Consider the following 23874-nt stretch of genomic DNA (forward strand, 5'->3'; position numbering starts at 1 on the left):
TTGCGAAGGTCAAAACCGGCATCACTGTCCCCGAGTTCGGGGTAAGTTAATGGCATGAGCCGTATACGTGGCCCGTATGTACGGTTCTGTGAGAGGGATGAGGCGGTAACGCCTCACCCTACTCGATTATTGCCGCCCTACTCCGGCGCAAGACCCGGAGCAGGGCTCCGGGTGGACACCATCAGTACAGTTGACCGACCAACTGGGGCAATCCCTGTTGTTGCTGGATCACCTGCTCTACCGTACTGGCGTCGACACCCTGCTCGAGCAGGGGCATCAACGGCGTCATGTCCAGCGGACGGGTGTCAGCCAGGCCTTCCGGGGTCAGCGGCTCATGCGCTTCGACAAAGGTTTGTCCGTATTGATCGGTGCTGACCTTGAGGGCCTGGTTGACGATTTGCACCTGGGTGCCGTTATTGACCTGGGCGAACAGCCATTCGACATGCTCCGGATACATACGAATGCAGCCTGCACTGGAGCGCAGGCCCACGTCCAGGGGATCGTTGGTGCCGTGGATCAGGTACTCGCCGCTGCCATAGGCCAGCCGCATGGCGTAGTCCCCAAGGGGGTTGTCGGGGCCGGCGGGTACCACGGCCGGCAGCGGGATCCCCTTGGCGGCATATTCCCTGCGGGTGTTGGCGGTCGGTGTCCAGGTCGGGTGTTTGCGCATTTCACTGATGCGGGTGATCATCTCGGGGGTGGCGCGTCCAACCCGGCCGATGCCGATGGGGAAAACATAGACCTCGTTGCCGGTTTCCGGGTAGTAATAAAGGCGCAGCTCGGCCAGATTGATAACGATCCCCTGGGTCTGTGCCCTGGGCAGCAGCAGTTGGTTGGGGATGATTACCCGCTCCCCCGGTTGCAGCAGCAGCAGATCCTGCTCCGGATTGGCAGCCATGATCAGTATGGGGCTGATGCCGTATTCGCGGGCGATGGCGGCCAGGGTGTCGCCCTCCTGGGCGGTGTGCACCAGGATTTGGCCGACCGGCTGACCTTTGTCCTCGGGCAGGGGCAGGGGGGCGATTCTGGCCTGGGCCAGGGAGGCCGGCAGCAGCAGGACCAGCAGTAAGGCTCTCAGGATGTTCATCTTCGGTTTCTCTTTGACTCTCGTTCGGGGTGATCCGGGCCGGGGTTCGGCCATACAAAAAAGGGATGCGCTTGTCCGCATCCCCAATTAGACCCTGGCAGCAGGATTAAGATTCCAGCTCTTTCAGGCACATTTCTTCATAAAGCTGTTTGCACCAGCCCTTGACCCTGTCCTGGGTCAGTTCGGGCTGGCGGTCTTCATCAATACCCAAGCCGACAAAATGGGCGTCATCCACCAGGGCGCGCGAGGCCTCGAAGTCGTAGCCCTCGGTCGGCCAATGGCCAATGATGATGGCGCCCTTGGGCTCTATGATGTCGCGCAGTGTGCCCATGGCGTCGAGGAAGTACTCGGCGTAGTCTTCCTGGTCACCGCAGCCGAAAATGGCCACCAGCTTGTCGTTGAAGTCGATTTGCTCCAGCTCCGGGAAGAAATCGTCCCAGTCGGCCTGGGACTCGCCGTAATACCAGGTGGGTATGCCCAGGATGAGCAGGTCAAAGCCGGCGATGTCTTCCTTGGTGCTTTTGGCGATGTCGTGCACCTCGATAAGATGTTTGCCCAGCTCTTTCTGGATCATCTTTGCCACGGCTTCGGTATTGCCGGTATCACTTCCAAAAAACAGACCTACACTTGCCATAATTATGCCGTACCTGTTGAAAATGTATTTATCGGACCCTGGTGTTACTTGGACTCAAGCTGTTCCAGTTGCTGCAACAGCAACGTCTGGATCAGCTCGGCGCGGCTCAGGCGCCGCTCGTCGGCCAGGACATTGAGTTTGCTGAACAGCCGTTCATCCACTTTCAGCTCGATGCGCTTGAGGCCGCGTTCGCGGTCGCGCCTGAGCTGGTTGCGCTTGTTGAGCCTGAGTTGAGCCTGGCGGGGCAGGGGATTGGTTCTCGGCCTGCCGGGCCGGCGTTCGTCAGCGAACAAGTCCAGCGTGGTTCTGTCTGCATCCTGCTTGGCCATGGTTCAACCCAGACCGCCTCCTTCCCAGGCGGCTTCGATGATGCCCTTGGCGATAAAGCCGGCGCAACCGAGGAACAGGACCAGCCAGACGATGAAGCGACCGAAACGGGGGACATTGCCCCGTTTGAGCACATCCTGAATTGCCAGCCCGATCAGCAGAAATATGGCCACGAAAAACAGCTTGAGGCCCATGCTTTCCAGCAGCTCGATTTGTTCCAATGACATCTTGTTGCCCGACCGTTGAGATTGGGCGCAACTATATCATAAAGGATTTGAGCCTGTTAACTGACCTCGGCCAGGAAATCCAGCACCAGGCGATTGAACAACAGGGGTTTTTCCGCATGCAGCCAGTGTCCCGTACCCGCTATGACCCGGGCGCGGGCGCGGGGGAACTGGGCCACCACCCGGGGCTGGTGCTCGGCCAGCAGATAATCGGAGTCGCCGCCCTTGATGAACAGGGTGGGCCCTTCATAGGGGGTGTCGAGCCCAGGCCAGCCCATGATATCCGGATAGGCCTGGTACAGTGCCGGGACGTTGAACCGCCAGGGTCCCTCGCCGGCACCGTCGGCGATGAAGGACTTGAGCAGAAACTGGCGTACGCCGGCCATGCTGACTTCTTCGGCCAGCACGGCCTCCGCTTGCCGGCGGGTGGTACAGCCGGCGTCGATAACCGCCTGCAGGCCGCGAAATACTTCCCGATGCCTGGCTTGTTGGTAGGCGACCGGCGCGATATCGGCCACCACCAGGCCGCCCAGGCGCCCGGGTGCAAGGCCGGCGGCCATCATGGCTATCTTGCCGCCCATGGAGTGGCCTACCAGGACCGGCCGTTCCAGCGCCAGGCTGTCCGCCAGCGCGAGGATATCGCCGGCCATGGCCGGGTAATCCATCTGCGGGCTGCGTGGCGACAGGCCGTGGTTGCGCACGTCTACGGCAATCACCTCGAAATGTTCGCTCAGCGCCTTGTTAAGTCCGTTGAGGTTGTCCAGGCTGCCGAACAGGCCATGGATCAGAATGACGGGACTGCCCCGGCCCTGGCGGCGGTAATTGAGCTGCATCTTGCTTTCCGGCTGTGGATAAGGGGCCGATATTGTTGCCCGAGCCGGTGCGGGGCGCAACCCGCTTGGGCCGGACGCGGGCGGCATGTATAATCGGAGCCCTTCATTGGGAGTGGATATGCCAGAAAACATGATGAAAACCATTGAGGTAGATGAAGAGCTTTATCGTTATATCGCCAGTAATACCCGGCATATCGGTGAAAGCGCCTCGGATATCCTGCGTCGCCTGCTGAAACTGGATACCCAGGCGCAGGCCGCGAGGGCGATAACGCCGCCGCCCGCCGCCGGCCAGGGCATCAGCCAGATGCTGGCCGCCAACGAACTGGCGGAGCAGGAATCCGCCATCGATCGCTTCATGCACATACTGTCTGTGCTCTATCGGGAAAATCCCGCCGGCTTTGCCCAGGCCTCGGATATCAAGGGCCGCAAGCGCATCTATTTTGCCGACTCGGAAGCAGCCCTGCTGGCCGCGGGCAACACCACCAAGCCCAAGGCCATCGAAGGCAGTCCCTACTGGGTCATCACCAATACCAACACCGGACGCAAGCGTAACATCATCGCCCAATTGATGGCGGCAATGGGTTATCCCCACGGCCTTATCGAGCGCGTCAGCCAGAGCATCTGAAGCATCACAGGATGGAACCATGAGCATGCACCCCAGGGCAGGTACGCCGGCGCAGCCCGGCGACCTGGTCAATATTCCCCGTTTGATGGCCGCCTTTTACCAGCTCAGGCCAGATCCCTCCCAGCCTGGCCAGCAGGTTTCCTTTGGTACCTCGGGCCATCGCGGCTGTGCTCTCGATGCCAGCTTCAATCAGGGACATATCCACGCCATCTGCCAGGCAGTAGCGGAGTACCGGCAGCAACAGGGGCTGTGCGGTCCCCTCTTTCTGGCAATGGATACCCATGCCCTGTCCGAGGCAGCCTGGGGCGCGGCCCTGGAAGTCCTGGTGGCTAACGGGCTGGAGGTGAGGGTGCAGCAGGAGAGGGGTTATACCCCGACACCGGTGGTGTCCCATGCCATCATCGGCCACAATCGTCGCCATCCGGCGGCGCAGGCCGATGGTATCGTCATCACCCCCTCCCATAATCCGCCCCGTGATGGCGGCATCAAATATAACGGGCCCGATGGCGGCCCGGCCGGCACCGAGGCGACCGGCTGGATCCAGCGTCGGGCCAACCAGTTGCTGGCCGACAGTGCCCCTATCCGCCGATTGCCTTTTGCCGACGCCCTGGCCCAGGCCGTGTTGCACGATTACATCACCCCCTATGTGGCCGAGCTTGAGGAGGTGATCGACATGGCCGCCATCCGCAAGGCCGGTATCCGCATCGGTATCGATCCCCTGGGGGGCGCCGGCCTGGCCTACTGGCCCGCCATTGCCGAGCGTTACGGCCTGGACATCACGGTAGTGAACCCGCGCCAGGATCCGACCTTTGCCTTCATGACTCTGGATCACGACGGCCAGATCCGCATGGACTGCTCCAGTCCGAGTTGCATGGCCGGGCTGCTGGCGCTTAAGGATCAGTTCGATATCGCCTGCGGCCAGGATCCGGATTATGACCGCCACGGCATCATCGACACGGAAGGCTTGCTCAATCCCAACCATTACCTGGCGGTGTGCATTCATTATCTCTTTACCCACAGGCCCGGTTGGCCACGGGAGCTGGCCATCGGCAAGACGCTGGTATCCTCTTCCATCATCGACAGGGTCGCGCAGCAGTTGGCGCGCCCGCTGATGGAGGTGCCGGTGGGCTTTAAATGGTATGTTTCTGCGCTGATCGAGGGGCGGCTGGGCTTTGTTGGGGAAGAAAGCGCAGGTGCTTCCTTTCTGCGCAGGGACGGCCGGGTCTGGACCACCGACAAGGACGGGTTCATTCCCTCGCTGCTGGCGGCGGAAATCCTGGCGGTAACCGGGCTTACGCCCCACCAGTATTACGCGCGGCTGACCCGGGAGCTTGGCCGGCCGGTGTACCGCCGGCTGGATGCTCCCGCCACCCTGGCCCAGAAACAGGTACTGGCTGGCCTGGAGGCGGAGGATGTACAGGCCGATACCCTGGCCGGCGATGCCATCGTGGCCAAGCTGACCCGGGCCCCCGGCAACGATGCGGCCATCGGCGGGCTCAAGGTGGTGACCGGCCAGGGCTGGTTCGCCGCCCGTCCGAGCGGGACCGAAGCGGTGTACAAAATCTACGCCGAGAGTTTCCGGGACCAGACCCATCTGGAATGGCTGATCGACGAAGCCCGACAACTGGTGGACGATGTCTTTGCCCGAGCCGGTGTCTGACACGCCTGATTTTTTTCTTGAGATCAGATTGCATAATCAGGGGCCCCAAGGGCCCCTGATTGCATCAAGTGCCGTTTATCCTGCGTATTTTTGCATGCTGTAATGCCGGCCCCGGCCCCTGTCTCCGAGGTGCATGTAGACATTGATGCTGAAATCATGTTTTATCACCATGTTATATTTTGTAACGATGCGGATTATTGGAGGTATATGTGAACGGAAGCCGGCTCAGCGATTTTCTGGCCCTCAGCAGGCAGTCCCCCTGGCACCTGGATCCCTTCAGCGAGGGGCTGCCCGACGGCAGCCGGGCCGAGGTCTGGGATACCGGGGTCTTGTGCATCGAGCCGAGCGCACCCGCGGAGCGGGATCTGGTGATCTCCTGTGGTATTCATGGCAACGAAACGGCACCGATAGAGCTGTGCGAACGGTTGCTGCGAGCGCTGGTCGCCGGCGAGCGGCCTTGCCGGCAGCGAGTGTTACTGATTTTCGGTAATCCGGCGGCGATAGACCTGGGCGTCAGGGAAGTGGAGGAAAACCTCAACCGGCTGTTTTCAGGCGCCCACGCCCGGGGAGAGCGCCACAGCCGGGAGCGGCAGCGGGCCGCCGCCCTGGAAGGGTATGTGGAGCGTTTTTTTTCCGCCCGGGACCAAACGGAGCGCCTGCACTATGATCTGCACACCGCCATCCGTCCTTCACGCTTCGAAAAATTCGCCATCTACCCCTTCACCCACGGCGCGCCCTACAGCCTGAGCCAGCTGGCGCTGCTGAACCAGGCAGGGGTCGACACCATACTGCTTGCCGATGGCCCGACCACGACCTTCAGCTACTTCAGTGCCCACCGCTTCAAGGCCCATGCCTTTACCGTGGAGCTGGGCAAGGTGATGCCCTTTGGCCATAACGACGCCCGCCGTTTTGCCGCCATGGAGCAGTGTTTGGCCTCCCTGGTGTCCGAGCCGGGCTGGCAGGCGGAGCCGGTGGCGCCGGCGCAACTCAGGGTGTTTCAGGTGTGCCAGGAAATCACCAGGCACAGTGAACAATTTTGTTTTCATTTTTCCGACGAGGTACCCAACTTCACCGCCTTCAAGGCCGGGACCCTGTTGGCCGAGGACGGTGAACATCGTTGGTTTGCGGTGCAGCCGGAGGAGGCGGTGGTGTTTCCCAATGCCGGTGTGGCCAACGGCCACCGGGCCGCGCTGATGGTGGCTCCAGTTGAGCTGAAGCCCGAACAGCTGGCCTGATCCCGCCAGACTTGCGTAAAACCGCCATCCTGTCAGGGTGGCGGTTTTTTATGTTATGGATTTTTTGTAAACAAAATGTAGATCTTTGGTGTGTTTTTATGTAATCATTTTTGTGCTTAAAAAACAAAGCCAATAAACACATAAGAAAACTTTTTTGTGTTCATCAATCAGGACGCGATGACGTTCAACCATGTGAGGGAATCACGGTTATGAAGCACACCTGCAAGCGCATTTTTACCCTGTCCACCCTGGCCCTGGCCGTTTGTGCGGCGCCTTCCCTGAGCGCCGCCACCTGGTCTGATACCTATATCGGCTATCGCTACGGCACCCAGTTTACCGAGCCGGGCAACAAGAAAGATGTGGAAAAGCATATTCTTCAACTGACCCATGCCAGTGGGTACAGCTATGGCCAGAACTTCTTTAACCTGGATATCCTGCAGTCGGACGAAAACGATCCCGCCAAGGGCGATGCGCCGGGAGAGGGCGATGGAGCGACGGAGGCTTACTTGTCTTATCGCCACCAACTGCACCTGGGCAAGGTGTTCGACACCAATCTGAGTTTTGGGCCGGTCAAGGAAGTCGCCCTGACGGCCGGTTTTGATCTGAATACCAAAAATACTGATTTTGGTCCGCGCAAGCAGATGCTGGTGGTAGGGCCAACACTGAAATTTGATGTGCCCAAGGGGTTCCTGGATTTCAGTGTGCTGTATACACATGAGCGTAACCGCAACGGCTTCAAACCCGCCGGCGAAAAAGACATTACCTTCAACGATTACACTATTTATAACCTGGCATGGGGGCTGCCCTTCCAGGCAGGGCCCGTACCCATGAAGTTCCAGGGCTTTATTAACTACAACACTCCCAAGGGACTGGGTACAGACTATGAAATCCTGGCTCGTCCATCACTGATGTTCGATGTGGGCCAGTTGGCCTTCAACAAGAGCAACACCCTCTGGGCCGGTGTGGGGTATGAATACTGGCGCAACAAGTTTGGTAACCAGGGGATGGATGGCATTGATACCGATGCCCCGACTTTCCAGCTGGAATGGCACTTCTGACCCGGACATAAACAGCGCAAAGGGAGCTGGGCTCCCTTTTTTGATCTCAGTCGGTGGCCGGGCGGGTATCGGTGGAGGCCGCCTGGCCGCGGGCAGGCTCCTTGGGAGCGATCTTGGGACCGAAAGGATAACGGCGATGAGTGAAGGCCCTGTGGTAGAGGCTGGCGAAACCGACCATGAACAAGGTGCCTGCCAGGGTCGGCAGGATGAAGTCCATGGGCGGCAGATGGGCGCCGGAGAGATAAATCAGTATGGGGTTGGCACCGGCCGGGGGATGCAGGGTGTCGGTCAGTACCATCAGGGTAATGCCGAGGCCGAAACAGGTGGCCAGGCCCAGCACGGGATCGGGCATCAGCTCCAGTCCCGCGACCGCCAGGCTGGTGGTCAGCAGATGGCCGAAAATCACATGCTTGGGCCGCGACAGGGGAGCGGATGGCAGCAGCAACAGCAGTACCAGGGTGGCGCCCAGGGGGGCGCTCAGCACCATGAAATGGGCCCAGCTTTTCAGGTAGCTCAGGCACAGGACGGCGACGAAGGCGGCCAGGCCGGCGAAGGTGGCATCGCGCAGGCGGTGTTTTAAATGCATGGAGACCTCGTTGGCAGTGTGACGTTTTTATTATGTGTGGTTATAAAGCAGCGGGTTAAATTGTATTCATAATGCATAAAAAATTAAAGGCGGGGCTGATGCAAAAAGCGTATAACTTATAGCATCAGGTAACGGGACCTTCTCCATGAACCAGCACGAAGGCCTGCGCAAGGCGCTGCACTGGCTGTTGCAACAACCTGCCATCGACGCCGGCCATATTGCCGAGGCCTGCCGCCGTTTTGACCTTGCGCCCCTCGATGAAATCTTTCTGCGAGATTATTTCCGCCCTGCGTCCCCTGGCGGGACCGAGGGAAATCCGCAAAGTGATGATTTGGAAAGCAATTGAGTGCCAGTCCCCTTTACAAGGACAAGCGGCCGGGAGTATGATGCGCGCTGTCCGGAGGGGTGGCAGAGTGGTTGAATGCACCGGTCTTGAAAACCGGCGTGGGTTAATAGCCCACCGTGGGTTCAAATCCCACCTCCTCCGCCAGAACAACGCCCGGGACACCTCAGTGTCCCGGGTTTTTTATGTCCGCAGGGTAGTGCCGGCCGGTTGCCGAATCGGCCTGGCGAGGGTAAATTCAGTATTTTCTTATTTACCTCCCGGGAGCCGGAATGAAAACATTACTGCAGATAGACTTTCCCTATTCAGGGCCATATGGTTCCGAAATGTCCGCCGCCATGGCCGAACTGGCCGAATCGATAGCCCTGGAGCCGGGTCTTGTCTGGAAAATCTGGACCGAAAATCCGGCCGCGGGCGAGGCGGGCGGCATTTATCTGTTCGAAGACGAGGCCAGCGCGCGGCAATACCTGGACAAACACCGCCGTCGTCTGGAAGGGTTTGGCGTCACCGGCATCAACGCCAAGGTGTTCGGCGTTAACCCGGCCCTGACCGCCATCGATCACGGGCCGGTATAAACCACAAGCCGGCCGGAAGGCCGGCTGGGAATTCAGGCTGGCGCGCCCTGGCGCCGGCGTTGCCGCCAGGCAACCAGCAGGGCCAGCCCGATGGCCGGCACGAACATCCATTCCTTGGGGGGGCGTACCGACGGGCGCTGCAGGGCCAGGATCTCCAGATCGAAATCCACCCCCAGGCGTTCTGCCTGGCTGCCGAAGTCGATGCGGTCGATCAGCACCTTGCCATCTTCCTCACGCAGGCCACTGATGCCGGTGCTGGCCAGGCGCGCCTCGGCATTGCTCTGGCCGGCGTCGAAGGCCAGTTTGACCACCTTGTTTACCGGCTCGCCAAACAGGTTGGTGCCGCCCAGTTGCAGGATGATCGACTCGTTGGCGGGCAACTCGGCCACCACCTGTTGCCACTGGCTGGCTTCGAACTCTGCCATGGGCGGGAACATGCGATCCCAGAAAAAGCCCGGGCGGAACAGGGTGAAGGCCACCAGCAGCAGGGCCAGGGTTTCCCACCAGCGGCTTCTGACCAGCCAGAACCCCTGGGTGGCAGCGGCAAACAACAGCATGGCGGCCAGGGCGCTGAGGATGGTCAGCAACAGGCCCCACCAGCTGTCTATCCCCAGCAGCAGCAACTGGGTGTTGAAAATGAACATAAACGGCAGAATGGCGGTGCGGATATCGTAGGCGAATCCCTGCAGGCCGGTTTTTATCGGGTCCGACTTGGCGATGGCCGCCGCGGCGAAGGCGGCCAGCCCTACCGGTGGCGTGTCGTCTGCCAGTATGCCGAAATAAAACACGAACAGATGCACCGCAATCAGCGGCACGATCAGGCCGTGCTGGGCCCCCAGGTTGACGATCACCGGCGCCATCAGGGTGGATACTACTATGTAGTTGGCGGTGGTGGGCAGCCCCATGCCCAGCAGCAGGCTGATCACGGCGGTGAAGATCAGCATCAGCAGCAGGTTGCCGCCGGAGATGAACTCCACAAACTCGGTCATCACCAGGCCGATGCCGGTGAGGGTGACGGTGCCGACCACTATGCCGGCGGCGGCGGTGGCCACCCCGATGCCGATCATGTTGCGGGCGCCGGTGACCAGGCCCATGAAGAGATCGTCCCAACCTTCCCGCAGCAGGCCGCTGCTCCGGTGGCGGCGGAACAGAGCCTTCATCGGTTTGTGGGTCACCACAATAAACATCATGAACAGGGTGGCCCAGAAGGCGGACAACCCCGGCGACAGCCGCTCCACCGTCAGGCACCATACCAGTACCACTATCGGCAGCAGGTAATACATGCCCGACTTAAAGGTGGGGCCCGGCTCGGGCATATGGATTTCCGGGTTGTCGGGATCGTCGAGTTCCAGATCCGGCAGGCGGGCGGCCCAGGCCACCAGGCCGATGTAGGCCAGCAGTGCCAGCAGGCTGAGTACCCAGGTGGCCGCCGCGCCGAACAGGGTTTTGGTCCAGCCGATGCCGTAATAGACGACGGCCGAGAGCAGCAGCAGTCCCGACAGCACACCCAAAAAGCCGAGCAGGCGCTGCGCCAGGCTGGTGTGGCGGCGCCGTTGCAGGGGCTGCATGCCGGCCTTGACCGCTTCCAGGTGGACGATATAGAGCAGGGCGGCGTAGGAGATGAGGGCCGGCAGGATGGCGGCCTTGATCACCTCGATATAGGAAATGCCCACGTACTCCACCATCAGGAAGGCGGCGGCACCCATGATCGGAGGGGTAAGCTGGCCGTTGGTCGAGGCGGCCACTTCCACCGCGCCCGCCTTGCTGGCCGGAAAGCCGACCCGCTTCATCAGCGGTATGGTGAAGGTCCCTGTGGTCACCACGTTGGCGATGGAGGAGCCGGACACCAGGCCGGACAGACCGGAGGACACCACCGCCGCCTTGGCCGGGCCGCCGCGCAGGTGGCCGAGCAGGGAAAAGGCGACCTTGATGAAGTAGTTGCCGGCGCCGGCCCGCTCCAGCAGGGCGCCGAACAGCACGAACATGAACACGAAGGAGGTGGACACCCCCAGCGCCACCCCAAAAACCCCTTCGGTGGTCAGCCACTGGTGGGTGACGGTGCGCGCGAGGCTGGCGCCCCTATGGGCAATGACGTCCGGCATCCAGGGGCCGGCAAAGGTATAAAACAGAAAAACCGCCGCCACCACCATCAGCGGTGGACCCAGGGCTCGGCGGGTCGCCTCGAGCAGCAACAGCATGCCGATACAGGCGACCACCAGATCCTGCATGATGGGCAGGCCGGGGCGGCTCGACAGCTCCCGGTAAAACAGGAACAGATAGCTGGCGGCGAAGGCGCCGACCAGGGCCATCAGCCAGTCGGCCAGGGGAATGCGCTCCCGGGGCGAGCTTTTCAGCGCCGGGTAGGCGGTAAAAGAAAGAAAGACCGCAAAGGCCAGATGAATGGCCCTGGCTTCGGTATCGTTGAAAATACCGATGTTGAACATAAAGGGCAGGGGCGAAACGTACCACAGCTGGAACAGGGCCCAGGCGAGCGGAACCAGCAGCAGTACCCAGTGTCCCGCGCCAGAGGGATGGCGGGCGCCGGTATCCGCCTGGGCCAGCATGTCTTCAAGCTCTTGGCGGGTATGATCCGGGGGTGGGTTGGACATCGAGGATTCCTCCAAGGGGCGGCAACGGCGGGAGCGGCCGGGCCGGGACCCGGCCGCCCCGCATCAGGCCATGGCCGATATTCCAAGGGGGGAGGGACTCCCCCCACCGTATTGTCGGTTGGCCTTTATTCCACCAGGCCAGCTTCCTGGAAATATTTGCGGGCGCCGTCGTGCAAGGGGGCGGTCAGGCCGTCTTGCACCATCTGCTCTTTTTTCAGGTTGCCAAAGGCCGGGTGCAGACGCACGAACTGATCGAAGTTTTCGAATACCGCCTTGGTGAGGGCGTAAACCACCGGCTCCGGCACCTTGGCGCTGGTCACCAGGTTGGCGCCCACGCCAAAGGTCTGCACGTCCTGGTCGGCGCCGGTGTATTCGCCGCCGGGGATGGTGATATAGCGGTAATAGGCATTGTCGGCCACCAGCTTGTCGACCACTTCGCCGCCGACCGACACCAGGTTGGCCTCGCAGGCGGTAGTGGCTTCCTTGATCGAGCCGTTGGGATGGCCTACCACATAGACGAAGGCATCGATACGGTTATCGCACAGCGCCTGGCCGTGTTCGGCGGGGCGCAGCTCGGAGACCAGGCTGAAGTCGTCGTGGGTCCAGCCGTAGGCCTTCAACAGCACCTCCATGGTGTCCCGCTGGCCGGAGCCGGGGTTGCCGATATTGACCCGCTTGCCCTTGAGATCCTCGAAGGTCGTGATGTTGGCGTCCTTGCGCGCCACTATGGTCAGTGCCTCGCCGTGCAGGGCGAAGACAGAGCGCAGATCCTCGAACTTGCCCTGCTCCGCAAAGGTACCTTCGCCGTGATAGGCCTGGTACTCGAGATCCGATTGTGCGACACCCACCTCCAGCTCGCCGGCACGCAGGGAGTTGAGGTTGTAGGCGGAGCCGCCGGTGCTTTCGACTGAGCAACGGATGCCGTGCTCGGCCCGGCCCTGGTTGACCAGGCGGCAAATGGCGCCGCCGGTGGGATAATACACCCCGGTGACACCCCCAGTACCAATGGTGATAAAGGTTTGTTCGGCAGCCATGGCCGCCGGCAGACCGGCCCCCAGGCCCAAACCAACGACAGCCACGGCGCTACCTATGGTCTTTTTCATCGACATAGTTCCTTTTCCTTGTCTTGGGTGTTCAACAATCGTCAAAAACGGTGTTTGACAGCTAAGCCACTAAAATATAGCAAAAAAATAACAAGAAGTGAGCATAAGTGGGGATGCCGAAGGGATATTGGGGGCAAAAAAAAGGCCGGATTGAATCCGGCCTTGAGCAGGTTAACGGTTCTGGATGGCGCTGATCATCCGGTGCAGGGCCTCATCCAGCATGGCCCGGGGACAGCCGAAGTTCAACCGTACGAAGTTGCTGCCGCCAAACTGGCCACCGGGCGACAGGCCCACGCCGGCCTGTTCGAAAAAGCCGATGGGATCCTCCAGCGCCAGGGCTTCGATATCGATCCAGGCCAGATAGGTCGCCTCGGGTGCCAGCACCCTCACGCCCTCGACCCGGTTCAGGCGCTCGACCAGCAGGTCCCGGTTTTGACGCAGGTAGGCCAGCTGGGCCTGCAGCCAGTCTTCGCCGTCCCGGTAGGCCGCCTCGGCGGCGACGAAACCGAGCAGGTTGACATCGGCCATGATGCCGCGGGCGGCACGGGTGAAGCGGGTGCGCAGCTCGGCATTGGGGATCACCGCGAAGGAACAGCACAGGCCGGCGATATTGAAGGTTTTGCTCGGCGCCATCAGTATGATGCTGCGCTGGGCGGCGTCCTCGTCCAGGGCGGCGTAGGGGATATGGGATTTGCCCTCGTCAAGCAGCAGATCGCAGTGGATTTCATCGGAGCACACCAGCAGATTGTGGCGTTTGGCGATGTCGTTGATGGCTTGCAGCTCGTCGCGGGTGTAGATGGTGCCACCGGGATTGTGGGGGTTGCAAAACAGCAGCAGATCGCTGTCGGCCGCCTGGCGTTCGAGCGATTCCAGATCCAGCAGCCAGCGGCCATCCAGCTCCACCATCTCGACATGGGCGGCCTTGCGGCCATGGAAGCCCGGCGCGTGCAGAAAAGGGTAGTAGATGGGCTTGGGCATCAGTATGGGGGCACCCGGCGCACTGAACGTCTGGCAGGCCAGGTTGAGCGCCGGTACCACGCCGGGCATGTACACCAGCCAGTCGGCTTCAATGGACCAGCCGTAGCGCTCGCGCAGGCGCTCGATGATCAGTTCGGTCAGGGCCGGGCTCGGGCGGCTGTAGCCGAAGATGCCGTGCTCCACCCGTTCACTGAGGGCCTCGATCACCGCCGGCGGCGCCTTGAACTCGGTATCGGCGACCCACATCGGCAAGATGTCGGTGCCTTCGTATTTCAGCCATTTCAGGGCCCGGGTGGGGCGGCGGTCTATCCACTGATCAAAATCAAACATGAGGGGTCCTTATCAGGTGCGGGCCCATCAGCATAAGGAAGCGGGTCCGCACTGGCAAGGTTCAGGACGGACCCGCCGTGCCTTCCTGTTGGCCGTAATAGTGGCGGGTCAGGCTCAGCAGCAGGCTGGCGGCCGGTCCCGGGGGAGCCGACGCCGGCAGGATAAGGTGGGTAAAGCGCTTGCGCAGCGCCTGATTGGCCATCGGCAACCGTTGCAGGACGCCGTTGTTCACCAGGGGGCCGACCACTTCCTGGGGCAGCCAGGCAAAGCCCACGCCCCGGCGCAACAGTGACAGCGCGTCGTGCAGGTGGTTGATGGTCCAGCGTTGTTCGGCCCTGGCCCAGCCTTCGTCCTGTTCACTGCCGTCGGCCAGCATCAGCTCCAGCTCCCGCTCGAGATCCGGCTGGCCCACCTCCCGCAGCCGGGTCAGGGGATGGGAAGGCGCGCACACCGGCACATAGACGGTAGTGGCCAGGGGCAGGGAAGTAACGCCCGGATAGGCGCGGGAAGCAAACACCAGGTCGGCGGCCTGTTTGGCAATCACCGTCTGGCAGCCGGCGGGCTGGGTTTCTACAAGATGAACACTGCAGCCGCGCGACTGGCGGCTGAAATCGGCCAGCGCCTGATAGAGGGGGCCGCGCGGCAGCGAGGCCTCGACCACGATGCGCAGCACCGGCTCCCAGCCGCTGGCCAGGACGTCGGCCAGGCGTTCCAGGCTTTCTACGTCCTGGGTCAGCTTGCGCGAGCGGCGCAGAAAAACCTCGCCTTCCCGGGTGAGGTAGGCCTTGCGGCCGCGCACCTCGAGCAGGGACAAGCCCAGGCCCTGTTGCAGCTTGGCAACGGCGTGGTTGAGCGAGGACTGGCTCTTGTTGAGTTTTTCCGCCGCCTGGGCATAGCCGCCGCAGTCGACCACCGCCTGAAAAATCCGCCATTGTTCTACTGTGCTTTTGGGGCGATACATGGCCTTTGCCGTCCATCCTGGGTCGCGGGGGCCGGCCATGCCGGCCCGGGGTTGCGGGTAACAAGACTAGTTGTAGACGATTTCCGGATGGCTGTCAGCTCAGTGGCCGCGCGGGCGGAGCCGATCGGGCTGGGCGTCCAGGGACTCGCCGTTCAGGGCCCGGCTGTCGTCGCCCATCAGATACAGGTAGGGCCCCATGATCTCGGCCGGGGTACGCAGGGCTGCCGGATCCTCGCCCGGATAGGCACGGGCGCGCATGCCGGTGCGGGTGGCGCCGGGATTGATGCAGTTGGCGCGAACGCCGGTTCCGGCCAGCTCCTGGGCCAGTATCTGCATCATGCCTTCGGTGGCGAACTTGGACACCGCGTAGCTGCCCCAGTAGGCGCGGCCCTGCTTGCCGACGCCGGAGCTGGTATAGACGAGCGAGGCCGGGGCGCTGGCCTTCAGCAGTGGCAGCAGCGCCTGGGTCATCAGAAACTGGGACTTCACATTGACCTGCATCACCTTGTCCCACTCGTCCTCGCCGATCATCTCGAAGGGACCCAGTACCCCGAGCAGGCCGGCGTTGAACAACACGCCGTCGAGCCGGCCGAACTGCTGGCGCAGGGTTTCCGCCATGTCCAGGTAGTGCTGGCGGCTGGCACCCTGCAGATCCAGCGGTACGATGGCCGGCTCCGGACTGCCCTGGGCGAGCAGCTCATCGTATACCGCTTCCAGTTTTTTAACCGTTTTGCCGAGCAGGATGACGATAGCGCCATGGGCGCCATAGCTGAGGGCCGCCTGGCGACCGATGCCGTCACCGGCGCCGGTGATCAGGATGACTTTGTCCTTGAGCAGATCGGGAGCGGCTTGGTAGTCGAGCATGAGGCTTGTTCTCTAAATGCGATTCAAAGTGCCCAGATCAAACCAGACTCGGCGCCACTATGCCAGTGCCGCAAGCAAAAAAGCCGGTTGGTGTTGCGCCCGGCAGGCTCATACAATGGCGCCAGGCTCCCGATACAAGGAAATGACATGCTGGAATTTGTATATGAATACGGGCTGTTCGCGGCCAAGGCGCTGACCTGGGTGCTGGCCATCGGCCTGCTGCTGGTGCTGGCGGCGGGACTGGCCAGCCGCCAGAAACAGGCGGCCCAGCCGCTTGAAGTCGAAGATCTGAGTGCCGCCCTGCGTCGTCAGCAGCGGCGGCTGCAACTGGCCACGGCGGGCACAGAGGCGGCGCGCAAGGCGCTGCGCCAGCAGTTTCGCCAGGCCGACAAGGCCGAGAAAAAACAGCCCGGAGAGGATACCCGGCTGTATGTGCTCGATTTCAAGGGCAGCATGGATGCCCGGGAAGTGCACGGCCTTGGCCAGGAAGTGAATGCGCTGCTGCAACTGGCCCGGCCGGGCGACGAGGTGCTGGTCAGGCTCGAATCCGGCGGCGGCGTGGTGCACGGTTATGGCCTGGGCGCGGCAGAGCTGGCGCGGCTGAAGGCCCATGGGCTTGGACTGACGGTGGCGGTGGACAAGGTCGCCGCCAGCGGCGGCTACATGATGGCCTGCGTGGCCGAACGGATCATCGCCGCGCCCTTCGCCATCGTCGGCTCCATCGGGGTGGTGGCCCAGTTGCCCAATTTCAACAAGTTCCTGCGCAACAAGGACATCGACATCGAACTGCACACGGCGGGCGAATACAAGCGCACCCTGACCCTGTTCGGGGAAAACGACGAGCACGGCCGGGCCAAGTTTCGCGAAGAGCTGGAGGTGATCCATCAGCGTTTCAAGGCGTTTATTGCCGCCAACCGGCCCGGGCTTGACCTGGCGCGGGTGGCTACCGGCGAGCACTGGCTGGCGAGCGATGCCCGCGAGCTCGGGCTGGTGGACCGCCTGCAGACCAGCAATGAGTACCTGCTGGAACAGAGCGCCGGCCGGCGTGTCATCCGGCTGGCATACAAGCCCCGGCAGGGACTGAAGGAGCGTTTGGGCAAGGCGGCGGAAGCCGGGGTAGGCCGGGCGCTGATGAAGCTCTATGAAGCCGGTCAGCGGCCCTTTGGCTGATTAAAAACGGGGATTGGGGATCCGGGACTCGGGATGATTATCACTTCGGTCCCCAGTCCCCGTTGTTAACTATTGCTGGAAGGGGTAAACGGCGCCCAGCTTCAGGATGTGCGTCAGCTCGTCCAGGGCGGTGCGGGACTCCTGCAACAGGGCCGGATCGCGCAGGTCGTTCAGGCTCAGCCGATCCCGGTAGTGACGGTCCACCCACTGGTGGAGGCGGGCGAACAGGGCCTCGTTCATCAGGCAGGCCTGGTTGGTGGCGGCATGCTCCGCTGGTGTCATGGCCACCCGCAGGCGCAGACAGGCGGGGCCGCCGCCGTTGCGCATGCTTTGCTTGACGTCCATGAAGTGCACCTCCCGAATGGGCGTGCCCAGGGTCAGCAGCTTGTCCAGATAGGCCTTGACGCTCGGGGTCTCGGCGCACTCGGTGGGGGCGATGATGGCCATCTGGCCGGGGCTCGGGGTCACTATCTGGGTATTGAACAGGTAGCTCTTCACCGCGTCTGCCAGCGGTACCTCATCGGTGGGCACTTCGATAAAGTGCAGCTCGGTTCCGGGCAGCTTGCGGCGGATTTCCTCCAGGGCAGCGGCGGTGTCGAGAAAGGCTTGCTGGTGATAGAACAGCACATTCTGGTTGCCCACGGCGATCACGTCGTTGTGGAATACGCCCTGGTCGATCACCTCGGGATTTTGCTGGATAAAAATGGCGGTGTTTTCATCCAGGCCGTGCAGCCGGGCCACGGCGCGGGAGGCTTCCAGGGTTTGGCGTGCCGGGTAGCGGCGCGGGGCGGGGACGCTGGCATTGAAGGCACTGCGGCCGTAGACAAACAACTCGACCCCGGCGCTGCCGTAGTCGGCGCACAGCCGGGTGTGGTTGGCGGCGCCCTCGTCACCGAAGTAGTCGTTGGCGGGCAGGGCCGGGTGGTGGCTGAAATGGCGCTCGTCGGCGAATACCCGGCCGAGGATGCGGCCGGTTACCTCATGCTCGATGGCGCGGTGGAACTTGTTGGTCAGGTTGGCCGGGGTGAAGTGGATGCGGCCGTCGGCGGTATCGGCGCTGGGCGAGACGGTGGCGGCATTGGCGGTCCACATGCTGGACGCGGAGCAGCAGGCGGCCAGCAGCACGGGATCTTCCCGGTAGGCTTTTTCCAGCACCTGAGCATCGCTGCCGGTGAAACCGAGCCGGCGCAAGGTGGCGATATCCGGCCTTTCCTGGGGCGCCAGTACGCCCTGAACCAGTCCCAGATCGGCCAGCGCCTTCATTTTGTCCAGACCCTGCTTGGCCGCCTGGCGGGGACTGGACACATCCTGGGCATTGCTCTGGGAGGCGACATTGCCGTAAGACAGGCCGGCGTAGTTGTGGGTGGGGCCAACCAGGCCGTCAAAATTCGCTTCAAACTGAACCATTATATTGTCCTTTTAAATGGTGAAAAGGGCCAAGAAAATCCTGCTTTGTGCCATTATATTTGGATTATTCAATAAGATGTAACCCCTTTTTAACAACAGGAACCGCCATAAAAATAACAATGCATAAAAAGCGGGCGAACAGGCAGGAGGATCAAAAAAGCAGTTGATTCCCGGGGGCATGAGGGTGTTAATAAATAAATATAAATTCACTGAACTTTTTTCCGGCCCAGACCGGGCAAGTTTGCTTTTTACGGTCTTTTCACTTATACAGCCGTCATCACCTTGCCGCCGGTTATCCCGGATGGGGACAGACTTTAAGGATCTCAACGCGCTTTATGAGCAAATCTCTCGTTATTGTGGAATCGCCCGCCAAGGCCAAAACCATCAACAAATATCTGGGTAAGGACTTTATCGTCAAATCCAGTGTCGGCCACGTACGAGACCTGCCGACCGCCGGCTCCTCCAGCGGCAAAAAGCCCGCTGCGCGCAAGGCCGACACCAAGCAGCTCAGTGCCGAAGAGAAGGCCCGGCTCAAGAAGGAAAAGGAGCACAAGGCTCTGATCGCCCGCATGGGGGTCGACCCCGAGCATGGCTGGAAGGCCGATTACCAGGTGTTGCCGGGCAAGGAAAAGGTGGTGTCTGAACTCAAAAGCCTGGCGGAAAAGGCTGACACCGTTTACCTGGCAACGGACTTGGACCGCGAAGGGGAGGCCATTGCCTGGCACCTGAAGGAGCTGATCGGCGGCGATGATAGTCGCTTCAAGCGGGTGGTGTTCAACGAAATCACCAAAAGTGCGATCCAGGAGGCCTTTGGCCGTCCGTCCGATCTCAACCTGAACCGGGTCAATGCCCAGCAGGCCCGCCGTTTCCTCGACCGGGTGGTGGGCTATATGGTGTCACCGCTGTTGTGGAAAAAGGTGGCCCGCGGCCTGTCCGCCGGCCGGGTACAGTCGGTGGCGGTGCGCCTTATCGTGGAAAAGGAACGCGAGATCAAGGCCTTTGTTCCCGAAGAGTACTGGGATATCCAGGCATCCCTGAGTAACCAGCAGCAACTGGCGCTGGCCATGATGGTGGCCAAGTTCCGGGGCAAGGAATTCCGGCCGGTAAACGAGGCTGACACCATGGCGGCGGTGGATGCCCTCAAGGCCAGCCGGTTTGAGGTGGTGTCCCGGGAAGACAAGCCGACCCAGAGCAAGCCGCCGGCCCCCTTTATCACCTCCACCCTGCAACAGGCGGCGAGTACCCGGCTCGGTTTTGGGGTCAAGCGCACCATGATGCTGGCCCAGCGGCTGTATGAGGCGGGCTACATCACCTATATGCGGACCGACTCCACCAACCTGAGCCAGGAGGCGGTGAACGGCGTGCGCGACTTTATCCAGGACGGCTACGGCAAGGAGTACCTGCCCGAGAGCCCCAACGTCTACGGTGCCAAGGCCAATGCCCAGGAGGCCCACGAGGCCATTCGTCCTTCGGACGTGGCCCTGAAGGCGGAGCAGCTCGACGGCATGGAGGCGGACGCCAAGCGCTTGTACGATCTCATCTGGCGCCAGTTTGTGGCCTGCCAGATGGTACCGGCCCGCTACGACAGCAGCACCATCACGGTGCAGGCCGGCGACTACGAGCTCAAGGCCCGCGGGCGCATCCTGCGCTTCGCCGGCTGGACCAGGGTGCTGACGCCCCAGAGCCGCAAGGGCGAGGATACCGAACTGCCGGCGGTGCAGGCGGGGGAAGAGCTTACCCTGGAGCGGCTCGATCCCAAGCAGCATTTCACCAAGCCCCCGGCCCGCTTCACCGAGGCGGCCCTGGTGCGGGAGCTGGAAAAGCGCGGCATCGGCCGTCCCTCCACCTATGCCGCCATCATCTCCACTATCCAGGATAGGGGCTATGTCAAGGTGGAAAGCCGGCGCTTCTATGCGGAGAAGATGGGCGAAATCGTTGCCGACCGGCTGCAGGAAAGCTTCGCCGAGCTGATGAACTACGACTTTACCGCCCAGATGGAAAGCAAGCTGGACGAAATTGCCGGCGGCAGCCTGAACTGGATCCAGGTGCTGGATGCCTTTTACGCCGAGTTCTGCGAGGAGCTGGACAAGGCCGAGCGGCCGGCGGAAGAGGGCGGCATGCGCGCCAACCAGATGGTGCTGACCGACATCGATTGCCCCGCCTGCGGCCGCAAGATGGGCATCCGCACCGCCACCACCGGCGTTTTCCTCGGCTGCTCCGGCTATGCCCTGCCGCCCAAGGAGCGCTGCAAGCAGACCATCAACCTGATCCCGGGCGACGACTTTGTGCTGGCCAACGACGAGGAAGCCGAAACCGATGCCCTGCGCGCCAAGCGCCGCTGCAGCAAGTGCGGCACCGCCATGGACGCCTACCTTATCGACGACAAGCGCAAGCTGCACGTGTGCGGCCAGAATCCGGACTGCGACGGCTATGAGCTGGAGCAAGGCCAGTTCAAGCTCAAGGGATACGAGGGGCCGGTGATCGACTGCGATCGCTGCGGTGCCGAGATGCAGCTGAAAAATGGCCGTTTCGGCAAGTACATGGCCTGCACCAGCGAGGCCTGCGGCAACACCCGCAAGATCCTCAAAAACGGCGAAGTGGCGCCGCCCAAGGAAGATCCGGTGCACCTGCCGGAGCTGCCCTGCAGCCAGTCCGATGCCTATTTCGTGCTGCGCGACGGTGCCGCCGGTCTTTTCCTCGCGGCCAGCAACTTTCCCAAGTCCCGGGAAACCCGTGCCCCCCTGGTGGAGGAGCTGGTCCGCTTCAAGGACCGGCTGCCGGCCAAGTTCCTGTACCTGGCCGAAGCGCCCACCCAGGATCCCGAGGGCAACAAGGCGATAGTGCGCTTCAGCCGCAAGAACAAGGAACAATATGTGATGACCGAGGTCAACAAGAAAGCGACCGGCTGGACAGCCCATTATACTGAAGGTCGGTGGCAGCAAAGCCAAAAGGGCGGCAAGTAACGGCTGCCGCGCCATGGCGGGCGCGGCCAGCAATAACGGCATGACAGGGACGTCGCTGATCATCATCTCGGGCCAGGCCCGAGTGGGAGTGAATATGGACATTCATCAAGTGAGACCGGGCATGATTTGCCACACCCCCGATGGCTCGGGTTATGTGCTGGAAGTGGATGTCAAAAACCAGCTGATCCTGGTCCAGCGTGAAGACGAAACCATTCCTTTCCAGGTACACCTGAGCGAGTTGCTCGAAGAGCTCGACTGAGCTCAACCCCCCATCAACATCAGCATGGCGGCCAGATCGGGCCGCCATTGGTGTTTTTTCATATCCACCCGCTTGCCCCGCCAGGCGACTCCCTCTTCCCGCAACCGACGGCACTGCTCCCGCGCAGCCTCGCTGTTGGCGGGTAGGCCGGGGGCACCCGACGCGGAGACGACCCTGTGCCAGGGCAGGTCGCGGCTGTCGGCCGTGGCCAGCACCCGCCCGACCAGCCTGGCGCGACCGGGCAGGCCGGCCAGATCCGCCAACTGGCCATAGCTGGCCACCTTGCCCGGCGGGATCAGCCGGATCACCGCCAGGATGGCGAGGCGGGGATCCGGCATGCTAGGAGAAGGTCCGGGTCAGATCGTTGAGCCCCTCGGAGCGCTCGAGCAGTTGTCGGCTCGAGGCCTCCACTTCGGCAATCTTGCCCAGGTTGTCGGAAGAAGCCTCTGAAATCTGGTGCACATTGCGGCTGATTTCCTCGGCCACCAGCTGCTGTTGACCGGCGGCGGCGGAAATGGCCACAGTGACATTGACGATGTGATCGATTTCCTCCACCACTCGTCCCAGGCTCTGGCTGCCGGCCTCGGCGGCGTCCACGCACTCCTGGCTGTGCTCCATGTTGGCGTCCATCATGGAGCGCCAGCGGGCCAGGGTGTGCTGGATCTGGTTGATGCTGGTCTGGATCTGCTCAGTGGCGCCATGGGTGCGGGTGGACAGGGCCCGCACTTCTTCCGCCACCACCGCGAAACCGCGGCCATGCTCGCCTGCTCGTGCCGCTTCGATGGCGGCGTTGAGGGCCAGCAGGTTGGTCTGGTCGGCTATCCCCTGGATTTCGGTCATCAGGGTGCCTATCCGGTCCGACTCCTGAGTCAGGGCGAAGGTGGCCTCCGCGGCCTGTTCCGCCTCCCGGGCCAGGGCGATGATTTTTTCCCGGGTCTGTTCCAGCTGGCGCTGGGTCAGATGGCACTGGTGCTGGGCTTCCTCGGCATTTTCCGCCGCCTGCTGGGTGTTCTGGGTGATTTCGGTGGCGGTGGCGGACATCTCGTCGATGGCGGCGGCAATCTGGTGGGTATCGCTGTCCTGGCGTCCAAGGTCGTGCCGGGCGCCGGTCATGGCCTGCATCATGCCTGCGGCCAGGGACTTGAGGGAGCCGGTGGCGTCGTCGACCCGGCCCAGTATGGTGCGGGTACGGGCCTGCCACATCTTGAGGTGGTAGTCGGCGATAGCGTGGGGCTGATCGCCCGAGTACACCAGCCGGGACAGGCTGTCGTAATCCCGGCCGAGCCGGTGGAAAAAGCGGGGAGCGGCAAACAGCCGGTCGCGCCAGCACAGCAGCAGCCAGGCCAGAGGCAGCAGGCTCCACAGCAACTGCCCCGCACCGCCGGTGGCGAAGGCGCCGGCCAGCAGGGCAATCAGGCCGGCGCCCGCCAGCCAGGGCCCGGCCTGGCGCAACGCGGCCAGCGGCGACGAGCTGCCCTGCTGGCGCAGCAACTGTCGATAGGCACGCTCGGCTTGCCGGCGCACTCCATCGTCCAGCCTGGTGCGCACCGACTGGTAACCGACAATCTTGCCCTGCTGATAGATGGGGGTGACATAGGCATCTACCCAGTAGTAGCGACCGTCCTTGCAGCGGTTTTTGACCGCCCCCCGCCATGGCTGGCCGGCCTGCAGGCGTTCCCACAGATCCTTGAAGGCGGCTTTGGGCATGTCCGGATGGCGGACGATATTGTGGTTCTTGCCCACCAGCTCGTCGGCACTGTAGCCGGCAACCTTGCAGAAAATCTCGTTGGCGTAGGTGATGACACCGCGCAGATCCGTGGTCGAAACCAGCTGCTCCTGGTCGCTGTAAGTGACTTCCTCATCAATGGTGTTCTGGTTTCTTCTGTTCATCTGGTTCTGTCATTTTTTTGTTATAGGAGGGTAAGGCGTTATCGACCCGGGCCGGGTTAACTTTAACCGGGCAGCCAGGGGGCCACACTATACTCCTCTGGCGGTACACTTCATCCGCCGGCGGGCCATTATGACAGGGAGTTAACATTTTTT

The 23874-nt window shown here is 62.1% G+C and carries 23 protein-coding genes and 1 tRNA gene; 10 read left to right on the forward strand and 14 right to left on the reverse strand.

Going from position 1 to position 23874, the window contains the following annotated elements; all coding sequences use genetic code 11:
• Positions 1 to 181: 181 nt before the first annotated feature.
• The 5 genes from C7I36_RS15295 to C7I36_RS15315 all read right to left on the reverse strand — a co-directional run bounded on the left by C7I36_RS15295 (position 182) and on the right by C7I36_RS15315 (position 3105).
• Positions 182 to 1087, reverse strand: coding sequence for a L,D-transpeptidase family protein (locus tag C7I36_RS15295; protein ID WP_106454555.1), 906 nt, complete (start codon positions 1085 to 1087; stop codon positions 182 to 184).
• A gap of 106 nt (positions 1088 to 1193) precedes the next feature.
• Positions 1194 to 1721 (reverse strand): flavodoxin FldA, encoded by a 528-nt coding sequence (fldA, locus tag C7I36_RS15300; protein ID WP_106454556.1) that lies wholly within the window; start codon positions 1719 to 1721, stop codon positions 1194 to 1196.
• Between the two features lie 44 nt (positions 1722 to 1765).
• Positions 1766 to 2050 carry a LexA regulated protein gene (gene ybfE, locus C7I36_RS15305; RefSeq protein ID WP_106454557.1) on the reverse strand — a complete coding sequence of 95 codons (285 nt, stop codon included), beginning with the start codon at positions 2048 to 2050 and terminating at the stop codon, positions 1766 to 1768.
• 3 nt (positions 2051 to 2053) lie between these two features.
• Positions 2054 to 2275, reverse strand: a complete 222-nt coding sequence (locus C7I36_RS15310) for a DUF2788 domain-containing protein (protein WP_106454558.1) — start codon at positions 2273 to 2275, stop codon at positions 2054 to 2056.
• A gap of 56 nt (positions 2276 to 2331) precedes the next feature.
• Entirely contained in the window at positions 2332 to 3105 is a 774-nt protein-coding gene (locus tag C7I36_RS15315; RefSeq protein ID WP_106454559.1) for an alpha/beta fold hydrolase, read from the reverse strand.
• A 133-nt stretch (positions 3106 to 3238) separates the two neighbouring features.
• Here C7I36_RS15315 and C7I36_RS15320 point away from each other — a divergent pair, with 133 nt between their 5' ends.
• The 4 genes from C7I36_RS15320 to C7I36_RS15335 all read left to right on the forward strand — a co-directional run bounded on the left by C7I36_RS15320 (position 3239) and on the right by C7I36_RS15335 (position 7683).
• Complete coding sequence (locus C7I36_RS15320) at positions 3239 to 3730, forward strand: replication initiation negative regulator SeqA (RefSeq protein WP_181256411.1); 492 nt, start codon at positions 3239 to 3241, stop codon at positions 3728 to 3730.
• 19 nt (positions 3731 to 3749) lie between these two features.
• Positions 3750 to 5390, forward strand: a complete 1641-nt coding sequence (gene pgm, locus C7I36_RS15325) for a phosphoglucomutase (alpha-D-glucose-1,6-bisphosphate-dependent) (RefSeq protein ID WP_106454561.1) — start codon at positions 3750 to 3752, stop codon at positions 5388 to 5390.
• 209 nt (positions 5391 to 5599) lie between these two features.
• Positions 5600 to 6625, forward strand: a complete 1026-nt coding sequence (astE, locus tag C7I36_RS15330) for a succinylglutamate desuccinylase (protein ID WP_106454562.1) — start codon at positions 5600 to 5602, stop codon at positions 6623 to 6625.
• 209 nt (positions 6626 to 6834) lie between these two features.
• Positions 6835 to 7683: a hypothetical protein gene (locus tag C7I36_RS15335; protein ID WP_106454563.1), complete on the forward strand. Its 849-nt coding sequence runs from the start codon at positions 6835 to 6837 to the stop codon at positions 7681 to 7683.
• 46 nt (positions 7684 to 7729) lie between these two features.
• On the opposite strand, the gene C7I36_RS15340 is transcribed toward C7I36_RS15335, so the two are convergent.
• Positions 7730 to 8269, reverse strand: coding sequence for an HPP family protein (locus tag C7I36_RS15340; RefSeq protein WP_106454564.1), 540 nt, complete (start codon positions 8267 to 8269; stop codon positions 7730 to 7732).
• 145 nt (positions 8270 to 8414) lie between these two features.
• On the opposite strand from C7I36_RS15340, the gene C7I36_RS15345 reads away from it, so the two are divergent.
• The 3 genes from C7I36_RS15345 to C7I36_RS15355 all read left to right on the forward strand — a co-directional run bounded on the left by C7I36_RS15345 (position 8415) and on the right by C7I36_RS15355 (position 9187).
• The gene (locus C7I36_RS15345; protein WP_106454565.1) at positions 8415 to 8615 is read left to right on the forward strand and encodes a hypothetical protein; all 201 of its coding nucleotides are present in this window, start codon (positions 8415 to 8417) and stop codon (positions 8613 to 8615) included.
• 53 nt (positions 8616 to 8668) lie between these two features.
• A tRNA-Ser gene (locus C7I36_RS15350) sits at positions 8669 to 8759 on the forward strand.
• Between the two features lie 125 nt (positions 8760 to 8884).
• Positions 8885 to 9187 (forward strand): monooxygenase, encoded by a 303-nt coding sequence (locus C7I36_RS15355; RefSeq protein ID WP_106454566.1) that lies wholly within the window; start codon positions 8885 to 8887, stop codon positions 9185 to 9187.
• A gap of 32 nt (positions 9188 to 9219) precedes the next feature.
• On the opposite strand, the gene C7I36_RS15360 is transcribed toward C7I36_RS15355, so the two are convergent.
• The 5 genes from C7I36_RS15360 to C7I36_RS15380 all read right to left on the reverse strand — a co-directional run bounded on the left by C7I36_RS15360 (position 9220) and on the right by C7I36_RS15380 (position 16032).
• Entirely contained in the window at positions 9220 to 11796 is a 2577-nt protein-coding gene (locus tag C7I36_RS15360) for a TRAP transporter permease (protein WP_106454567.1), read from the reverse strand.
• Positions 11797 to 11921: 125 nt separating this feature from the next.
• A complete protein-coding gene (locus C7I36_RS15365) occupies positions 11922 to 12905 on the reverse strand; it encodes a TAXI family TRAP transporter solute-binding subunit (protein ID WP_106454568.1) in 984 nt (327 codons plus the stop codon).
• A 165-nt stretch (positions 12906 to 13070) separates the two neighbouring features.
• Entirely contained in the window at positions 13071 to 14207 is a 1137-nt protein-coding gene (locus C7I36_RS15370) for a MalY/PatB family protein (protein WP_106454569.1), read from the reverse strand.
• Positions 14208 to 14268: 61 nt separating this feature from the next.
• Entirely contained in the window at positions 14269 to 15168 is a 900-nt protein-coding gene (locus C7I36_RS15375) for a LysR family transcriptional regulator (RefSeq protein WP_106454570.1), read from the reverse strand.
• A gap of 99 nt (positions 15169 to 15267) precedes the next feature.
• A complete protein-coding gene (locus C7I36_RS15380; RefSeq protein ID WP_106454571.1) occupies positions 15268 to 16032 on the reverse strand; it encodes a YciK family oxidoreductase in 765 nt (254 codons plus the stop codon).
• 150 nt (positions 16033 to 16182) lie between these two features.
• Between C7I36_RS15380 and sohB the strand changes: the two genes are divergently transcribed.
• Entirely contained in the window at positions 16183 to 17202 is a 1020-nt protein-coding gene (gene sohB / locus C7I36_RS15385) for a protease SohB (RefSeq protein WP_181256413.1), read from the forward strand.
• Positions 17203 to 17271: 69 nt separating this feature from the next.
• On the opposite strand, the gene astB is transcribed toward sohB, so the two are convergent.
• The gene (gene astB / locus C7I36_RS15390; RefSeq protein WP_106454573.1) at positions 17272 to 18609 is read right to left on the reverse strand and encodes an N-succinylarginine dihydrolase; all 1338 of its coding nucleotides are present in this window, start codon (positions 18607 to 18609) and stop codon (positions 17272 to 17274) included.
• Between the two features lie 335 nt (positions 18610 to 18944).
• Here astB and topA point away from each other — a divergent pair, with 335 nt between their 5' ends.
• Both topA and C7I36_RS17475 read left to right on the forward strand, forming a co-directional pair.
• The gene (gene topA, locus C7I36_RS15395; RefSeq protein ID WP_106454574.1) at positions 18945 to 21572 is read left to right on the forward strand and encodes a type I DNA topoisomerase; all 2628 of its coding nucleotides are present in this window, start codon (positions 18945 to 18947) and stop codon (positions 21570 to 21572) included.
• Between the two features lie 94 nt (positions 21573 to 21666).
• On the forward strand, positions 21667 to 21831 hold the full coding sequence (locus C7I36_RS17475; protein ID WP_181256404.1) for a hypothetical protein: 165 nt from the start codon (positions 21667 to 21669) through the stop codon (positions 21829 to 21831).
• A 2-nt stretch (positions 21832 to 21833) separates the two neighbouring features.
• Here C7I36_RS17475 and C7I36_RS15405 read toward each other — a convergent pair whose 3' ends face one another.
• Together C7I36_RS15405 and C7I36_RS15410 are read right to left on the reverse strand one after the other, a co-directional pair.
• On the reverse strand, positions 21834 to 22169 hold the full coding sequence (locus tag C7I36_RS15405) for an MGMT family protein (RefSeq protein WP_106454576.1): 336 nt from the start codon (positions 22167 to 22169) through the stop codon (positions 21834 to 21836).
• 1 nt (position 22170) lies between these two features.
• The gene (locus C7I36_RS15410) at positions 22171 to 23721 is read right to left on the reverse strand and encodes a methyl-accepting chemotaxis protein (RefSeq protein WP_106454577.1); all 1551 of its coding nucleotides are present in this window, start codon (positions 23719 to 23721) and stop codon (positions 22171 to 22173) included.
• Positions 23722 to 23874 lie beyond the last annotated feature (153 nt).

Origin of the sequence: Zobellella taiwanensis (assembly GCF_003012795.1) — a bacterium.
Lineage (GTDB): Bacteria > Pseudomonadota > Gammaproteobacteria > Enterobacterales > Aeromonadaceae > Oceanimonas > Oceanimonas taiwanensis.

Bases quoted from the DNA above. Each gene is read 5' to 3' on its own strand.
- C7I36_RS15370 (WP_106454569.1), bottom strand. From the start codon at position 14,207: ATGTTTGATTTTGATCAGTGGATAGACCGCCGCCCCACCCGGGCCCTG.
- C7I36_RS15365 (WP_106454568.1), bottom strand. From the start codon at position 12,905: ATGTCGATGAAAAAGACCATAGGTAGCGCCGTGGCTGTCGTTGGTTTG.
- C7I36_RS15375 (WP_106454570.1), bottom strand. From the start codon at position 15,168: ATGTATCGCCCCAAAAGCACAGTAGAACAATGGCGGATTTTTCAGGCG.
- topA (WP_106454574.1), top strand. From the start codon at position 18,945: ATGAGCAAATCTCTCGTTATTGTGGAATCGCCCGCCAAGGCCAAAACC.
- ybfE (WP_106454557.1), bottom strand. From the start codon at position 2,050: ATGGCCAAGCAGGATGCAGACAGAACCACGCTGGACTTGTTCGCTGAC.
- C7I36_RS17475 (WP_181256404.1), top strand. From the start codon at position 21,667: ATGGACATTCATCAAGTGAGACCGGGCATGATTTGCCACACCCCCGAT.
- C7I36_RS15410 (WP_106454577.1), bottom strand. From the start codon at position 23,721: ATGAACAGAAGAAACCAGAACACCATTGATGAGGAAGTCACTTACAGC.
- C7I36_RS15340 (WP_106454564.1), bottom strand. From the start codon at position 8,269: ATGCATTTAAAACACCGCCTGCGCGATGCCACCTTCGCCGGCCTGGCC.
- C7I36_RS15355 (WP_106454566.1), top strand. From the start codon at position 8,885: ATGAAAACATTACTGCAGATAGACTTTCCCTATTCAGGGCCATATGGT.
- C7I36_RS15380 (WP_106454571.1), bottom strand. From the start codon at position 16,032: ATGCTCGACTACCAAGCCGCTCCCGATCTGCTCAAGGACAAAGTCATC.
- fldA (WP_106454556.1), bottom strand. From the start codon at position 1,721: ATGGCAAGTGTAGGTCTGTTTTTTGGAAGTGATACCGGCAATACCGAA.
- astB (WP_106454573.1), bottom strand. From the start codon at position 18,609: ATGGTTCAGTTTGAAGCGAATTTTGACGGCCTGGTTGGCCCCACCCAC.
- C7I36_RS15295 (WP_106454555.1), bottom strand. From the start codon at position 1,087: ATGAACATCCTGAGAGCCTTACTGCTGGTCCTGCTGCTGCCGGCCTCC.
- C7I36_RS15345 (WP_106454565.1), top strand. From the start codon at position 8,415: ATGAACCAGCACGAAGGCCTGCGCAAGGCGCTGCACTGGCTGTTGCAA.
- C7I36_RS15310 (WP_106454558.1), bottom strand. From the start codon at position 2,275: ATGTCATTGGAACAAATCGAGCTGCTGGAAAGCATGGGCCTCAAGCTG.
- C7I36_RS15335 (WP_106454563.1), top strand. From the start codon at position 6,835: ATGAAGCACACCTGCAAGCGCATTTTTACCCTGTCCACCCTGGCCCTG.
- C7I36_RS15315 (WP_106454559.1), bottom strand. From the start codon at position 3,105: ATGCAGCTCAATTACCGCCGCCAGGGCCGGGGCAGTCCCGTCATTCTG.
- C7I36_RS15405 (WP_106454576.1), bottom strand. From the start codon at position 22,169: ATGCCGGATCCCCGCCTCGCCATCCTGGCGGTGATCCGGCTGATCCCG.
- C7I36_RS15320 (WP_181256411.1), top strand. From the start codon at position 3,239: ATGAAAACCATTGAGGTAGATGAAGAGCTTTATCGTTATATCGCCAGT.
- pgm (WP_106454561.1), top strand. From the start codon at position 3,750: ATGAGCATGCACCCCAGGGCAGGTACGCCGGCGCAGCCCGGCGACCTG.
- C7I36_RS15360 (WP_106454567.1), bottom strand. From the start codon at position 11,796: ATGTCCAACCCACCCCCGGATCATACCCGCCAAGAGCTTGAAGACATG.